The organism is Pseudomonas sp. EpS/L25 (genome assembly GCF_001512295.1).
In the GTDB taxonomy this organism is placed as follows: domain Bacteria; phylum Pseudomonadota; class Gammaproteobacteria; order Pseudomonadales; family Pseudomonadaceae; genus Chryseomonas.
Window position 1 is genome coordinate 64243 of record NZ_LNUP01000015.1, and the last position, 13718, is coordinate 77960.

Here is a 13718-nt window from a genome sequence, read left to right on the forward strand (position 1 = left end):
TCTCAGGCGGTGAGGAAGGCCTCGGTCAGCTTGACCCAGTAGCGCGCACCCACCGGCAGCAGGGCGTCGTTGAAGTCGTAGGCCGGGTTGTGCAGGTTGGCGCTCGGGCCGTTGCCGACGAAGAGGTAGCAGCCGGGCACCTGCTGCAGCATGTAGGCGAAATCCTCGCTGGCCGGGATGGGGGCGAAGGGGTGCAGGGCGTCGGCACCGAAGTGGTCGATGGCCACCTGGCGGGCGAAGGCGGTGGGGCCGTCGTGGTTGACCAGCACCGGATAGCCGCGCTGGTAGTCCAGCTCGGCGCTGGCGCCGAAGCTTTCCGCCTGGGCGCGCACCAGGGCGCCGATGCGCTGCTCCAGCAGGTCGCGGGTGCTGTCCTGGAAGGCGCGGATGGTCAGCTTCATTTCCACCGCATCGGGGATGACGTTGGAGGCCTCGCCGCCGTGAATGCTGCCGACGGTGACCACCGCGGTGTCCAGCGGCGCCACGTTGCGCGACACCACCGTTTGCAACGCCATGACCGTGGCGGCGCTGGCGACGATGGGATCGACTGCCTTGTCCGGCACCGCGCCGTGGCCACCCTGGCCGCGGATGCGCAGGAGGGCGGTGTCGGACGAGGCCATGGCGGCGCCGTCGACGAAGCAGAACTTGCCGGTGGGCACGCCGGGCATGTTGTGCAGGCCGAACACCTGGTCGCAGGGGAACAGCTCGAAGAGGCCGTCCTGCATCATCTTCAGGGCGCCGCCCAGGCCTTCCTCGGCCGGTTGGAAGATCAGGTGCAGGGTGCCGTCGAAGGCGCGGGTCTCGGCCAGGCAGCGCGCGGCGGTGAGCAGGGTGGTGGTATGGCCATCGTGACCGCAGGCGTGCATGCGTCCGGGGTGCTGGCTGGCGTAATCGAGGCCGGTGGTCTCCAGGATCGGCAGGGCGTCCATGTCGGCGCGGATGCCCAGCACCTTGCTGCCGCTGCCGGCGCGCAGGGTGCCGACCACCCCGGTGCCGCCCAGGCCGCGGTGCACCTCGTAGCCCCAGCCCGCGAGGGCGGCGGCCACCAGGTCGCTGGTGCGCTGCTCCTGGTAACCCAGTTCGGGGTGGCGGTGGATGTCGCGGCGCAGGGCGACCATGTCCGGCAGGTAGCCGGCGATGTGGCGGGCGGTGGCGTCTTGATCCGCAGTGGTGGCAAGGTTCATGGCGATCTCTCTCAATCCAGGTGGCGTTCGGGATAGCTCAGCAGTGCCAGCCATCCTATCAGCAGCATGACGATCAGGTACCAGGCCGGGGCGAGCGGGCTGCCGGTGGCGCCGATCAGCCAGGTGGCGATGAACTGGGCGGTGCCGCCGAACAGGGTCACCGCCAGGGCATAGGTCATGGCCAGGCCGGTGGCGCGCACCGGTCGCGGCAGGCCGGCGAGGATCAGCAGCAGCCCGGCGGTCATGTTGACGCTCATGGCGGTGATCACCACGAAGCGGGCGGCGAAGGCCAGGCCCTGGGTGGTGGGATCGTTCAGCCAGACGAAGGCCGGGTAGATGCCCAGCAGGGCCACCGCCAGGCTGACCAGGGCCACCGGCTTGTAGCGGCCGAAGCGATCCAGCAGCAGCCCGGCGGCCAGGGCCGCCACCATCTGTACCGCGCTGGAGGCTACCCCGGCGAGATAGGCGCTGGTGGCCGGCAGGCCGACGATGCGGGTCATGTAGGTGGGCATGTAGAACTGCATCAGGTAGGTCAGCAGGGTCGCCGACATCACGATCAAGAGACCCAGGCCGAAGCGCCGCGGATGCTCGCGCAGGAAGGCGCGCACCGGGCCGCCCTCGACCGTGCCGGCGCCGCTCCAGGTCTCGTCCACCTGGCGGCGGATATAGAGGCCGACCGGGATGATCAGCAAGCCGACCAGGAAGGGTATGCGCCAGCCCCAGGCGTGCAGCTCGGCCTCGGACAGGCTGCGGGTGAGCAGGGCGCCCAGGGCGGCGCCGAGCAGGGCACTGCCGCCCTGGCTGATCCCCTGCCAGCTGACATGGAAGCCGCGTCGCCCGGGGCTGGCCGATTCCAGCAGCAGGGTGGTGGCGGCGCCGATCTCGCCGCCCGCGGAAAAACCCTGCAGCAAGCGACCCAAGAGCAGGATCAGCGGCGCGGCGATGCCGATCTGGGCGTGGGTCGGGGTGAGGGCGATCAGGGCGCTGCCCAGGCCCATCAGGGTAATGGTTAGCAGCATGGCCTGCTTGCGCCCGTGGCGATCGGCATAGGCGCCCAGCACCATGCTGCCCAGCGGGCGCATGACGAAGCCGACGCCAAATACCCCGACCGCCATCAGCAGCGAGCCATAGGGCGTATCCGAGGGAAAGTAGAGCTGGCCGATGATGGCGGCGAAGAAGCTGAAGACGGTGAAGTCGAACATCTCCAGTCCGTTGCCGAGACTGGCCGCGGCGATCAGCTTGGCGCGCGAGGGACCGGCGACGGGCCGGGCGGTTGCCGGGGGGGAGGACGTCGGAAGGGCCTGGGCCATGGGGCTTTCCTCGGTGACAGGGTGAATGCTTAGCTATGCAAGTACCGGTCCGCTCCGTCCGGGCCGCATTACGGTGCGCAAGGGCAGGACGCGGCACCTTTCCTTGCGCCAGCCTAGTGCACGGTGGCCACTTCTGCCGCCTGGACGGGCCGTCGCTGGCAGGCTTTCATAAATCCGTCACAATGGCCGCCTAGAGTGCCAGCTCGCGCCTGTGCGTCGCCGGCCCAGGCTCGTCTCCCATCCCCGCGAGGAATCCGGCATGCATCTCAGAGCTCCGCTGACCACGCTGGCGCTCGTCCTGGCGCTTGGTGGCCCGACCGTCGCCCAGGCGACCGACGTCGACCCCGCCTTGCCCGAGTACCAGAAGGTGAGCGGCGTCTCCGGCAACCTCTCCAGTGTCGGCTCGGACACCCTGGCCAACCTGGTCACCCTGTGGGCCGAGAGCTACAAACGCGAGTACCCCAACCTCAATATCCAGATCCAGGCCGCTGGTTCGTCCACCGCGCCGCCCGCGCTCACCGAGGGTACCGCCAGCATCGGCCCCATGAGCCGCAAGATGAAAGACTCCGAGTTGCAGGCCTTCGAGCAGCGCTTCGGTTATCGCCCCACCGCCGTGCCGGTGGCCATCGACGCCCTGGCGATCTTCGTGCACAAGGACAATCCGCTCAGGCAGCTGACCCTCGAGCAGGTCGATGCCCTCTTCTCCAGTACCCGACTCTGCGGTGGACCGCGCGAACTGCGCACCTGGGGCGACCTGGGGCTGACCGGCGACTGGGCCAGGCGTCCGATCCAGCTGTTCGGCCGCAACTCGGTGTCCGGCACCTATGGCTACTTCAAGGAAGCGGCGCTGTGCCGTGGCGATTTCCGCGCCAACGTCAACGAGCAGCCCGGCTCGGCCTCGGTGGTCCAGGCCATCAGCCAGTCCCTGGGCGGCATCGGCTACTCCGGCATCGGCTACCAGACCGCCAGCGTCCACACGGTGGCCCTGGCCAAGCAGGGCACCATCGACTATGTAGAAGACAACCAGGAGAACACCCTGTCCGGGCGCTATCCGCTGGCGCGTTTTCTCTACGTCTACGTGAACAAGGCGCCCAATCGTCCGCTCAATCCGCTGGAGGGCGAGTTCCTGCGGCTGATCCTCTCCCGCACGGGCCAGGAAGCGGTGGTCAAGGACGGCTACATTCCACTGCCGGCGCCGGTGGTGCAGCAGGCGCTGAAGTCCCTGGGCTACTGATCGCCGCCGCGCCTCCGCTCGCCTCACCGGGGGCGCGGCCGGCTGTCCATTCGCTGTAACCTTTCTGTCACACGACGTGATTAGGCTCTGCGCCATGAAATCCCCGGTACCCCCGTCCACGCCCGATCCCCGCGGCCCCGCCCGGCTGGACTTCAACACGCCCGCACTGCGCCGACGGCGGCGTTGGCGGGCCCTGCAGGATCGACTCATCCGGGTGTCCGTACTGGTCGGCGGCCTCGCCGTGCTGGCCACCATCACGCTGATCTTCTTCTACCTGGCCTACGTGGTGGCGCCACTGTTTCGCGGTGCCAGCCTGCAGGCCCAGCCGCTGCCCCAGCCGGACTGGCTGGCGGCCGCCGGCCCGCCGCTGCTGCTGGGCCTCGACGAGCAGAACCGCATCGGCCTGCACCTCTCCGCCAGCGGCGAAGCCACCTTCTTCACCCTCGCCGACGGCCAGCCGCTCATGCGTGAGCGGCTGCCGCTGCCGCCGGGGGCCAGCATCACCAGCCAGGCCCAGGACGCTCCGCGCGGGCTGATCGCCCTGGGGCTGTCCGACGGCCGCGTGCTGGTGGCGCACAAGCGCTATGTCTCGCGCTATCCCCAGGGCAACCGGGTGATCATCCCGGAGCTCGACTTCCCCTACGGCCGCACGCCCCTCGACCTGGGCGCCCCGCCGGCCGCCCTGGAGCGGGTGGCCATCGCCGGTGACGACGACCTGCTGGTCCTCGCCGGTGCCCAGGGCAACCAGGTGACCGCCCTGCGTGTGGCGCGGCGCGCGGTGCCGGTGACCGGCGGCGAGAGCAGCGAGGTGCGCAGCGTCACGCGGCTGATTCCGCTCAACGGCGCGGTCAAGGCGCTCTACCTCGATCCGCGCGGCCAGTGGCTCTATGCCCTCAACGGCCGCGCCCAGGCGGACGTCTTCGACCTGCGCGACGGCAGCCTCAACGGCCACTACAAGCTGCTCGACTCCGCCGACGACGAGGTCACCGCCAGCGCCCAGCTGCTCGGCGGCGTGTCCCTGCTGGTGGGCACCGCCAAGGGCGGCATCGCCCAGTGGTTCATGGTCCGCGGCCAGGATGGCGAGCCAGTGCTGCGGTACATCCGTGGCTTCCAGCTGGGCGATGCGCCGATCGTGCAACTGATCCCCGAGCAGCGCCGCAAGGGCTTCCTGGCGCTGGATGCCCAAGGCTGGCTCGGCGTCTACCACAGCACCGCGGCCCGCACCCTGCTGCGCGAGCGGATCGCTCCCGGCGCCGGCGTGCTGGCCCTGTCGCCTCGCGCCGATCGTCTCCTGCTGCAGCGGGACGGCCAACTGCTGGGCTTCGTCCTGAACAATCCGCACCCGGAAGTCTCCTGGTCGGCGCTGTGGGACAAGGTCTGGTACGAGAACTACGCCGCGCCGGCGCGGGTCTGGCAGTCCAGCGCGGCGACCACCGATTTCGAGCCCAAGCTGAGCCTGGCGCCGCTGACCTTCGGCACCCTCAAGGCGGCCTTCTACGCCATGCTGTTCGCCGCGCCCCTGGCCATCGCCGCAGCGGTCTACACCGCCTACTTCATGGCGCCGCGCATGAGGCGCACGGTCAAGCCGGTCATCGAGCTGATGGAGGCCCTGCCCACGGTGATCCTCGGCTTCTTTGCCGGCCTGTTCCTCGCGCCCTTCGTGGAAAACCACCTGCCGGGGCTGTTCAGCCTGCTGCTGCTGATGCCGCTGGCCATCCTGGCGGCCGGCTTCGGCTGGTCGCGTCTGCCGGCCGCGCTGCGCGAGCGGGTGCCGGAGGGCTGGGAAAGTCTGTTGCTGCTGCCGGTGGCGCTGCTCACCACCGCGCTCGCCCTCTACCTCAGCCCCTGGATCGAGGGAGCACTGTTCGCCGGCGACCTGCGGCTCTGGCTGAACCAGGAGCTGGGCATCGCCTACGACCAGCGCAACGCCCTGATCGTCGGCCTGGCCATGGGCTTCGCCGTCATCCCCAACATCTTCTCCATCGCCGAGGACGCCATCTACAGCGTGCCGCGCAGCCTGACCCTGGGTTCCCTGGCGCTGGGCGCCACGCCCTGGCAGACGCTGGTACGGGTGGTGCTGCTCACCGCCAGCCCCGGCATCTTCTCGGCGCTGATGATCGGCCTCGGCCGCGCCGTGGGCGAGACCATGATCGTGCTCATGGCCACCGGCAACACCCCGATCATGGACGCCAACCTGTTCGAGGGCATGCGCACCCTGGCGGCCAACATCGCCGTGGAACTGCCCGAATCCGAGGTGGGCGGCACCCATTACCGGCTGCTGTTCCTGGCCGCCCTGGTGCTGCTCAGCTTCACCTTCCTGATGAACACCCTGGCCGAGTTGATCCGCCAGCGGTTGAGGAAAAAGTATGCGGCGCTCTGAGCCACGCGCGCCGCAGGGGCAGGGCGCCACGCCGCGACGTACCCTGGGCTTCTGGCTGCGCGGTGGCGCGCCGGGCATCTGGCTCAGCGGCGGCGCCGTGGCCATCGCCGTGCTGATGACCCTCGGCCTGATCGGCATCATCGCCGTGCGCGGCCTGGCGCACTTCTGGCCGGCCGAGGTGGTGGAGGCGCGCTATGCGCCGCCGGGGCTCGCGTCACGCCCCGTACTGGGCGAGGTGGTGGAACGCGAAAAGGTGCCGGTGGAGCGGCTGCGCAGCGCCGGCCTGCCGATCCCGGCGGACGGCGGTGAAACCCTTACCCGCGAACTCTTCAAGCTCGGCAATCGCGACCTTCAGGGCAGCGATTTCGTCTGGCTGATCGGCGACTGGCTGCGGGATCGCCGCACCCCGGTGGACGTCCTGGTGCTGGAGCGCCGCGAATGGGGCAACTTCTACGGCTATGCCGTGGAGGTGCGCGAGGAGGGCCGCCAGGTCGCCAAGGGCGCCGCGGCGCTGCCCGAGCTGCAGCGCCGGCTGGCCCGTATCCAGGATCTCAGCGCACGCCTGGAGCGTTTGGAAAAGCACGACATCGGCAGCGTCAACCATGCCCTGGAACGCCTGCGCCTGGACGGCCGCGGCCTGGAACAGGACGGTCGTCTCGACGCCGCTGCCCAGGCCGACCTGGCTGCCCGTCGCGCCGAGCTGGAGGCGCGCTACGACGAACTGGAAGACCAGCTCGCCAGCCTGCGCCAGGCGCTACGCCGCGATAGCCTGGTGGTGCGCGACGTCGAGGGCCGCACCCTGGAGCTGAACCTGGACCGCATCGTGCGGGCCTATCAGCCCAATGCCATGGGCCTGGGCGCCAAGCTCGGCTTCTACGGCACCAAGCTGTGGGAATTCCTCAGCACCGATCCGCGCGAGGCCAATACCGAGGGCGGCGTCTTCCCGGCCATCTTCGGCACCGTGATGATGACCCTGCTGATGGCGGTGATCGTCACCCCCTTCGGCGTCATCGCCGCCATCTACCTGCGCGAGTACGCCCGCCAGGGCCCGCTGACCCGCCTCATCCGCATCGCGGTCAACAACCTGGCCGGGGTGCCGGCCATCGTCTACGGCGTCTTCGGGCTGGGCTTCTTCGTCTATGTGCTGGGCGGCTCGCTGGACCAGCTGTTCTTCCGCGCCAGCCTGCCTTCGCCCACCTTCGGTACCCCGGGTCTGCTGTGGGCCTCGCTGACCCTGGCGATCCTCGCCATGCCGGTGGTGATCGTCGCCACCGAAGAAGGCCTGACGCGGATTCCGCGCAGCATCCGCGAAGGCTCCCTGGCCCTGGGCGCGACCCAGGCCGAGACCCTCTGGAAGGTGGTGCTGCCGCTGGCCAGTCCGGCGATGATGACCGGGCTGATCCTCGCCGTGGCCCGCGCCGCCGGCGAGGTGGCACCGCTGATGCTGGTGGGCGTGGTCAAGCTGGCACCGGCGCTGCCGCTGGACGGCAACTATCCCTATCTGCACCTGGACCAGAAGATCATGCACCTGGGCTTCCACATCTATGACGTCGGCTTCCAGAGCCCCAATGTGGAAGCCGCCCGCCCGCTGGTCTACGCCACCGCGCTGCTGCTGGTGCTGGTGATCGCCGGGTTGAACCTGTCCGCCGTATTCCTGCGCAACCGGTTGCGCGAGAAGTATCGGCTGCTGGAAGACTAGCGTACGGCCGAGGAGAACCCATGCCTTCCGATTCGTCCATCTTCAGAACCGCCGCGGCCTACGCGGCCAGCGTCCCGCCCGCGGCGAGCGAAGGTGGCGTGGCGCTGTCGGTACCGCGGCTGAGCCTGTACTACGGGCAGAAGCAGGTACTGCAGGACATCGCCCTGGAGATCCCGCGCCAGCGTGTCACCGCCTTCATCGGCCCCAGCGGCTGCGGCAAGTCGACCCTGCTGCGCTGTTTCAACCGCCTGAACGACCTGGTGGAAGACTGCCGCATCGACGGCGAGATCCTGCTCGACGGCCAGAACATCTACGCCCGCGGCACCGAGATCGCCGAGCTGCGGCGGCGGGTGGGCATGGTGTTCCAGAAGCCCAATCCCTTTCCCAAGAGCATCTACGAGAACGTGGTCTACGGCCTGCGCATCCAGGGCATCAAGCAGAAGCGCGTGCTGGACGAGGCGGTGGAATGGGCTTTGCACGGCGCGGCGCTGTGGGACGAGGTCAAGGATCGCCTGCACGAGTCGGCCCTGGGCCTCTCCGGCGGCCAGCAGCAGCGGCTGGTGATCGCCCGCACCATCGCCGTACAGCCCGACGTGCTGCTGCTCGACGAGCCCTGCTCGGCGCTGGACCCCATCTCCACCCTCAAGGTGGAGGAACTGATCCACGAACTGAAACAGCGCTACACCATCGTCATCGTCACCCACAACATGCAGCAGGCGGCGCGGGTCTCCGACTACACCGCCTTCATGTACATGGGCCAGCTCGTCGAGCATGGCGACACCGACACCCTCTTCACCAACCCGGCGAAGCGGCAGACCGAAGACTACATCACCGGCCGCTACGGCTAGTTCCAGGCAGGCCGGTGCCCCCACCGGCGACTCGATCATCTCAGGCAGGACTGACACCATGATCAACAAAGACGGTCACACGCAGCACATCTCCCAGCAATACAACGTCGAACTGGAGGAGGTCCGCAGTCACCTGCTGGCCATGGGCGGTCTGGTGGAAAAGCAGGTCAGCGACGCCGTGCGCGCGGTGATCGACGCCGATGCCGGCCTGGCCCGCCAGGTGCGGGCCATCGACGACCAGATCGACGTCATGGAGCGCGGCATCGACGAGGAATGCCTGCGCATCCTCGCCCGGCGCCAGCCGGCGGCTTCCGACCTGCGGCTGATCATCAGCATCTCCAAGTCGGTGATCGACCTGGAGCGCATCGGTGACGAAGCCTCCAAGATCGCCCGTCGCGCCATCGAGCTGACCGAGGACGGCGAGGCCCCGCGCGGCTACGTCGAGGTCCGTCACATCGGCGAACAGGTGCGCAAGATGGTGCACCAGGCGCTGGACGCCTTCGCCCGCTTCGACGCCGAGCTGGCGCTGTCGGTGGCCCAGTACGACAAGCTGATCGACCGCGAATACAAGTCCGCCCTGCGCGAGCTGGCTACCTACATGATGGAAGACCCGCGCTCCATCTCCCGGGTGCTGAGCATCATCTGGGTCCTGCGTTCCCTGGAGCGCGTCGGTGACCACGCCCGCAACATCGCCGAGTTGGTCATCTACCTGGTGCAGGGCACCGACGTTCGCCACCTGGGCCTCAAGCGCATGGCCGAAGAGGTCAATCGGTCGCGCGAATGATCCGCCCGGTCACTCCCCGGGTGGCGACCCGGGGCTGCCTGCTATGCTGCAAGACTTGGCATGGAGTGACCGATGAGCAAGTTGAACGTACTGGTAGTGGACGATGCGCCCTTCATCCGCGACCTGATCAAGAAGGGCCTGCGCAACCTGTTTCCCGGGCTGGCGGTGGACGAGGCGGCCGATGGTCGCCGTGCCCAGACGATGCTCGGCAAGCAGCGTTTCGACCTCATCCTCTGCGATTGGGAAATGCCCGGCATGACCGGTCTGGAACTCTTGACCTGGTTCCGCGCCCAGCCGGATCACAAAGGCGTGCCCTTCATCATGGTCACCAGCCGCGGCGACAAGGAAAACGTCGTCCAGGCCATCCAGGCCGGCGTGTCCGACTACATGGGCAAGCCCTTCTCCAACGAGCAACTGGCCGCCAAGGTCAAGAAGGCCCTGCAGCGCACCGGCAAGCTCGCCGAACTGCAGGCTGGCGCCCAGCCGCGCCCGGCTACCGGCTTCGCCAACGATTCCCTCGGCGCCCTCACCGGTAACCGCAGCGACGTGGTCCAGTCGAGCCCGGCGGCCCCGGTCGCCGCGCCGGCACCGGCCGCCAGTGCCAGCGCCGCCCTCCTGACCGGCTCGGCACCGCCGTCCAGCGCCGCCCGCGGCAAGCCCGCCGCCAACTTCGGCCAGGGTCAGTTGCGGCTGCCCAATGCCAGCATGGCCTGCCTGATCAAGGCGCTCAGCATCAAGGAGGCCCTGCTGGTGGTACGCCGCGGCGATCCGCTGCCGCAGATCCTGGAAACCGCCGTGCTCGACCTGGAGCAGGGCGAAGACGGCGACGAGGTGGCGCGCCTCAATGGCTACCTGCATTCGCTGGCCGCGGTGGAACCGACCCCGGCCAGCGAGTGGGTGCAGGTCAACTTCCGCTTCATCGACCGGGACCCGGCCAAGCTCGACTATCTGTCGCGGCTGATCGCCAAGGGCACCGCTCAGCGGCATTACGTGCCGGGCGCCTAGGACGGAGCCGGGGCATGAGGGCGCTGGCACGGAGACTGCTTCGATCCGCCTCATCGCGGATTCCTGACGCTCCTGCCATGCCCTACGCCCGTCACCTGCTGCTCTTCTGCCTCGTCCTGAGCGGTGCCGCGCTCGCGGCACCGATCTACAAGTACGTCGACGCCAATGGCGTGGTGACCTACACCGACAAGGCGCAGAAGGGCGCCAAGGTGATGACCTTCAGCGACGACCCGATCGAACGACTGGACCAGCGGGTCAAGCTGCAGCCGCGGCATTATGCCGGTGGCACGGTGCTGGAAGTGCGCAACGACAGCTTCCTGCCGGTGACCGTCACCCTGCGGCTCTCCGCGCTGCAGAACGTCAGCGGCGTGGGCGCGGCGCCGATCCGCAAGGTCCTGCCGGCGCGCAGCCTGACCCGCCTGGCGACCCTGGTCGCGCCCGATCCGAGCCGGCCACAGCGCTACACCCCGCAACTCACCACCCTGATGGGCAGCGCCACGCCGGTCTTCGCGTCCGGCTTCGCCTATCCGTTGCCCTGGCTGGGCGGGCCCTTCAGCGTCAGCCAGGGGGCCGGCGGCGGCTTCAGCCACAACACCCCCAAGAGTCGCTATGCGGTGGACATCGCCATGCCCGAGGGCACGCCCATCGTGGTCTCGCGCGCCGGTCAGGTGGTGGAGGTGGAGAACGACCAGGACGGTCGCGGCAACCACCCCTCCGGCAACTTCGTGCGCATCCTCCATGACGACGGCACCATGAGCGTCTACCTGCACCTGCAGCGCGGTTCGATCAAGGTCACCGAGGGTCAGTGGGTACGTACCGGACAGGCCCTGGCCGCTTCAGGCAACACCGGGCGCAGCACCGGGCCGCACCTGCACTTCGTCGTCCAGCGCAACACCGGCGAGGCGGTCGAATCCATTCCCTTCCGCTTCGCCCAGGCGGTCGACAGCCTACCCAATTTCGCCGTCGGCGGACCCTGAGAGCCTGTTCAAAGGCTGCGGTGCGTCGGCCGAACTGCGTTGTAAGGCCCTGGGTCGCAGCTCCGCCTGGGCGGCCTCGTCGCACTGCTCACCACTGGTAAGGCCGGGCGCGGGTCCGATCCGCTTCCTCAGGTGTTTTCGCGGGGCCGTCCGGGCCCTGTTTGGCTCTAGCTCGCGAGCCTTTGCGCAGGCTCTGCCCCTTGCCGGGCGTCAGCCCTGGGCGTCGAGGTACTCGCTGGGCGATACCCCCAGCACCCGGCGGAACATGCGGGTGAAGGCCGAGGGCGAGGCATAGCCCAGGTCCAGGGCTACCCGGGTCACCGGCTCCCCGGCGGCCAGCCGTGGCAGGGCCAGCATCAGGCGGGTGTGCTGGCGCCAGGTGGAAAAGCTGGTGCCGGTTTCCTTGAGGAACAGCCGGGCGAGGCTGCGCGAGCAGAGGTGCAGCTGTTGCGCCCAGGTCGCCAGCGCCGTGTCGTTGGCCGGATCGGCATGCAGGCTGGTCTGGATGGTGCGCAGGCGGCGGTCGGCCAGGGCGGGCAGGTGCAGGGCGCTCTCTTCGAGGAAGACCAGCTCCGCCAGCATCAGCGCCCGGACATGGCGGCCCAGGTCGGCCTCCCCATAGGTGTTGCCGCCACGCCGCAGGCAGCGTAGCAGTTCCCGCAACAGCGGCGAGATCAGCACCATGCGGGTAGCCGACATGCGGGTGGCCGATTGCGGTGAGGGCAACTCGCGGGGCAGGTCGATCATGATCACCTGCAGGGTGGCCTCGCCATTGGCGCGTGCCTGGTGCTCGACCCCGGGCGGAATCCAGATCGCCTGCTTGGGCGGCACGTACCAGACGCCTTCCTCGGTGCTGACCTCCAGTACCCCGTTGACCGTGTACATCAGGTGCGCCTGGGCGTGAGCGTGCGGCGGCCACACCTGGCCATGGGCGAAGGTGTTGAGTTGCGACACCAGGGGCGTCACGGCGGGCGCCGAAGGTGGTGCCGCGATCGACCTGGGATACCGGTCGATTGTCTGTTCCTGCATAACGGCTGTCCGTTTCGGTTGGGCATCGACGAGGCGCTAGGGCCTAACCTGCCGCACTATGGCCGGAGCATCGTGCGGACTGGTGGGGGAGGCGCCTGTACGCCGAGGACAGGTCTCTCGCAGGAGTGTCGCACAGAACACCGGCCACTTGGTTCGCTAGCCTGAAAGGCTGGCAGTGCATTTGAACTACCGTCTTGTCGGTGGCAGCGTGGTACAGGGATCTGAGTACCACGCTTTTTTATTCGCATCGATGCTTTGCCAGCGGCTTCACAAAGCCGCGGTTTGGTGATCGCCCGCTCGATGCGGCTTTGTTAGGTTCGGCCCTTGTTCATCATGGTGGCCCTATGCCATGGACCGACGCCTGACCGCCCTGATCACCTGCCTGACCCTCGCCCTGGCCGCCCCTGTCGCCAGCCAGGCCGCCGAGTCCTCCGCCAGCAGCAAGGTTTCCGCCAAGAGCCAGGCCCGCAAGGGGCAGGTCAAGCTCAAGGTGCGCACTGCCAGCGAAGGCCGCATCTTCGAGGTGCGCAACGACTTCGACGTACCGGTTCGAGTCGAATTGCGCCTGCAGCGCACCGTCAACGTGGCCGGCGCCGAGCGGCCGATCCGCCAGGTCATCGAGCCGCGCTCCACGGTGCAGCTGGCGGTGATCCGCAAGCGGCAGCAGGGCTTCCCCATGCATTTCGACCAGTCGTTCAGCTACAGTCCGCAACTGCCGGTCGGCAGCCTGCCGCCGACGGCGGACGGCACCGTGGGCGGTAACCCCAGCGGCCTGGGCTATGGCTACGCCTGGCCCTGGCGCCAGGGCGTCTACTACGTGACCCAGGGCGCCGGCGGTGACTTCAGCCACAACACCCCCAAGGGTCGCTACGCGGTCGACATCGCCATGCCCGAGGGCACGCCCATCGCCGCTGCCCGCGCCGGCACGGTGATCGAGGTCGAGAATGGTCAGTTCGGCCATGGGCCCAGTCCGTCCGGCAACTTCGTGCGCATCGCCCATGAGGACGGTAGCCAGAGCGCCTACCTGCACCTGCGCCGCGGCTCGGTCAAGGTTCGCCCCGGCGAGCGGGTGGAGGTGGGCACGCCGCTGGCGGAGTCGGGCAATACCGGGCGCAGCACCGGTCCGCACCTGCATTTCGTGGTGCAGGCGCGCGAAGGCGGCGAACTGGTGTCCATCCCCTTCCGCTTCGTGCGTCCCCTGGCGGCCCTGCCCAATATGGCCCTGGGCGACCGCTAGTGTGGTGTTTCAGACGTTCGCGCGAGAATTG

Annotated in this window: 11 protein-coding genes; 8 read left to right on the top strand and 3 right to left on the bottom strand. The window is 68.7% G+C overall.

Translation table 11 applies throughout. From position 1 onward, the window contains the following. Positions 1-2: 2 nt before the first annotated feature. Together AR540_RS16960 and AR540_RS16965 are read right to left on the bottom strand one after the other, a co-directional pair. Positions 3-1184 (bottom strand): M20 aminoacylase family protein, encoded by a 1182-nt coding sequence (locus tag AR540_RS16960; RefSeq protein WP_059230389.1) that lies wholly within the window; start codon positions 1182-1184, stop codon positions 3-5. Positions 1185-1195: 11 nt separating this feature from the next. After that, a complete protein-coding gene (locus AR540_RS16965; protein WP_059230390.1) occupies positions 1196-2494 on the bottom strand; it encodes an MFS transporter in 1299 nt (432 codons plus the stop codon). A gap of 259 nt (positions 2495-2753) precedes the next feature. Between AR540_RS16965 and AR540_RS16970 the strand changes: the two genes are divergently transcribed. The 7 genes from AR540_RS16970 (at position 2754) to AR540_RS17000 (ending at position 11421) form a co-directional block, all read left to right on the top strand. Next, positions 2754-3728: a PstS family phosphate ABC transporter substrate-binding protein gene (locus tag AR540_RS16970; protein ID WP_059230391.1), complete on the top strand. Its 975-nt coding sequence runs from the start codon at positions 2754-2756 to the stop codon at positions 3726-3728. Positions 3729-3822: 94 nt separating this feature from the next. Continuing rightward, a complete protein-coding gene (locus AR540_RS16975; protein WP_059230392.1) occupies positions 3823-6108 on the top strand; it encodes an ABC transporter permease subunit in 2286 nt (761 codons plus the stop codon). Beyond that, positions 6095-7807 carry a phosphate ABC transporter permease PstA gene (gene pstA, locus AR540_RS16980; protein ID WP_059230393.1) on the top strand — a complete coding sequence of 571 codons (1713 nt, stop codon included), beginning with the start codon at positions 6095-6097 and terminating at the stop codon, positions 7805-7807. The genes AR540_RS16975 and pstA overlap by 14 nt, the downstream gene beginning before the upstream one ends. A gap of 20 nt (positions 7808-7827) precedes the next feature. Beyond that, on the top strand, positions 7828-8655 hold the full coding sequence (pstB, locus tag AR540_RS16985; RefSeq protein ID WP_153014267.1) for a phosphate ABC transporter ATP-binding protein PstB: 828 nt from the start codon (positions 7828-7830) through the stop codon (positions 8653-8655). Positions 8656-8713: 58 nt separating this feature from the next. After that, positions 8714-9439 carry a phosphate signaling complex protein PhoU gene (phoU, locus tag AR540_RS16990; RefSeq protein WP_058760439.1) on the top strand — a complete coding sequence of 242 codons (726 nt, stop codon included), beginning with the start codon at positions 8714-8716 and terminating at the stop codon, positions 9437-9439. A gap of 72 nt (positions 9440-9511) precedes the next feature. After that, on the top strand, positions 9512-10444 hold the full coding sequence (locus tag AR540_RS16995) for a response regulator (RefSeq protein WP_059230394.1): 933 nt from the start codon (positions 9512-9514) through the stop codon (positions 10442-10444). Between the two features lie 77 nt (positions 10445-10521). Continuing rightward, positions 10522-11421 (top strand): peptidoglycan DD-metalloendopeptidase family protein, encoded by a 900-nt coding sequence (locus tag AR540_RS17000; RefSeq protein WP_059230395.1) that lies wholly within the window; start codon positions 10522-10524, stop codon positions 11419-11421. A 210-nt stretch (positions 11422-11631) separates the two neighbouring features. On the opposite strand, the gene AR540_RS17005 is transcribed toward AR540_RS17000, so the two are convergent. Next, the gene (locus tag AR540_RS17005) at positions 11632-12450 is read right to left on the bottom strand and encodes an AraC family transcriptional regulator (RefSeq protein WP_059230396.1); all 819 of its coding nucleotides are present in this window, start codon (positions 12448-12450) and stop codon (positions 11632-11634) included. Positions 12451-12799: 349 nt separating this feature from the next. On the opposite strand from AR540_RS17005, the gene AR540_RS17010 reads away from it, so the two are divergent. Further along, on the top strand, positions 12800-13687 hold the full coding sequence (locus AR540_RS17010) for a M23 family metallopeptidase (protein ID WP_059230397.1): 888 nt from the start codon (positions 12800-12802) through the stop codon (positions 13685-13687). The last annotated feature ends 31 nt before the right edge of the window (positions 13688-13718 follow it).

Coding starts and splice junctions, on each gene's coding strand:
- pstB (WP_153014267.1), top strand. CDS start 7,828: ATGCCTTCCGATTCGTCCATCTTCAGAACCGCCGCGGCCTACGCGGCC.
- AR540_RS16960 (WP_059230389.1), bottom strand. CDS start 1,184: ATGAACCTTGCCACCACTGCGGATCAAGACGCCACCGCCCGCCACATC.
- AR540_RS17000 (WP_059230395.1), top strand. CDS start 10,522: ATGCCCTACGCCCGTCACCTGCTGCTCTTCTGCCTCGTCCTGAGCGGT.
- pstA (WP_059230393.1), top strand. CDS start 6,095: ATGCGGCGCTCTGAGCCACGCGCGCCGCAGGGGCAGGGCGCCACGCCG.
- AR540_RS16965 (WP_059230390.1), bottom strand. CDS start 2,494: ATGGCCCAGGCCCTTCCGACGTCCTCCCCCCCGGCAACCGCCCGGCCC.
- phoU (WP_058760439.1), top strand. CDS start 8,714: ATGATCAACAAAGACGGTCACACGCAGCACATCTCCCAGCAATACAAC.
- AR540_RS16995 (WP_059230394.1), top strand. CDS start 9,512: ATGAGCAAGTTGAACGTACTGGTAGTGGACGATGCGCCCTTCATCCGC.
- AR540_RS17010 (WP_059230397.1), top strand. CDS start 12,800: ATGGACCGACGCCTGACCGCCCTGATCACCTGCCTGACCCTCGCCCTG.
- AR540_RS17005 (WP_059230396.1), bottom strand. CDS start 12,450: ATGCAGGAACAGACAATCGACCGGTATCCCAGGTCGATCGCGGCACCA.
- AR540_RS16975 (WP_059230392.1), top strand. CDS start 3,823: ATGAAATCCCCGGTACCCCCGTCCACGCCCGATCCCCGCGGCCCCGCC.
- AR540_RS16970 (WP_059230391.1), top strand. CDS start 2,754: ATGCATCTCAGAGCTCCGCTGACCACGCTGGCGCTCGTCCTGGCGCTT.